Annotated in this window: 2 protein-coding genes; both read right to left on the minus strand. The window is 46.2% G+C overall.

Annotation, left to right across the window (positions count from 1 at the left end):
- Nucleotides 1-34: 34 nt before the first annotated feature.
- On the minus strand, nucleotides 35-565 hold the full coding sequence (locus LH47_RS14735) for an IS630 family transposase (protein ID WP_326939245.1): 531 nt from the start codon (nucleotides 563-565) through the stop codon (nucleotides 35-37).
- Nucleotides 565-858: winged helix-turn-helix domain-containing protein (locus tag LH47_RS14740; RefSeq protein ID WP_043967209.1), on the minus strand; the 294-nt coding region annotated here is incomplete at its 5' end. The genes LH47_RS14735 and LH47_RS14740, both read right to left, overlap by 1 nt.

Raw genomic sequence — 858 nt, forward strand, 5'->3', positions numbered from 1 at the left:
TATATACATCCAAATTGACATTTTAACCTCTGGTTCACGCAGCACACCCGATGCGGCGTAATACCTCATCTGGGTGCTGTAAGACATGTTGTTCAAACCGAGTAATCGACTGGGCGATGTCCTTTTGATCTTTATGCAGGACGTTGGCGATGACTTCGTCTTTCAGCCACTTCCACAACCGTTCAATCGAATTCAAATGAGGCGAATACGGCGGTAGAAAAATAAAATGAAAGGCATCGCCTTCTTCGCTTTGAAGGAAAGCCTGCACCATCCTGGCATGATGAATACGCGCATTGTCCAACACAAGCACGATAAATCGATCGGAATATTTTTCTTTCAACAGGCGCAAAAAGTCAAGGAACGTTTCAGCATTGGCGGATGATGCGCGATGAAACAAGACATCGCCTTGTTGCACGTCGACTGCACCAAAAATGGAAACATGGGCGTGGTGACCGTAGCTTGGCACTTGTTTTTGATTCCCTACTTCTGCCCATGTCGTACGAAGCGCCTGATAGGCGCGAACATGCGTCTCATCGACATGAAGAAGAACGATTTCTTCCGTGATTAGTTTTTTTTTATAAACTCGAGTTCTTTTTCAAAGGCTGCTTGAAGCACTGGATCGCCTTTGACGAGCTTATAGGTCGGGCGTGTCCATGACAAACGAAGACGATGCAATAACTTGCGAATGCCTTCTCGTGACATCGAAACGCCATAGGTTTGTTGGATGTAAGATTGCAATATACGTGTGTTCCATGACGAAGAAATGCCCCAGCCGACATCCACAGGGGTGGTAGTTAATATCAGTTGTCTGATCTCCTGTTGTTGTTCTTCCGTAAGAAATGGCAAGCGACCAGGTGG

The sequence above is a fragment of the Anoxybacillus thermarum genome (assembly GCF_000836725.1).
GTDB lineage: Bacteria > Bacillota > Bacilli > Bacillales > Anoxybacillaceae > Anoxybacillus > Anoxybacillus thermarum.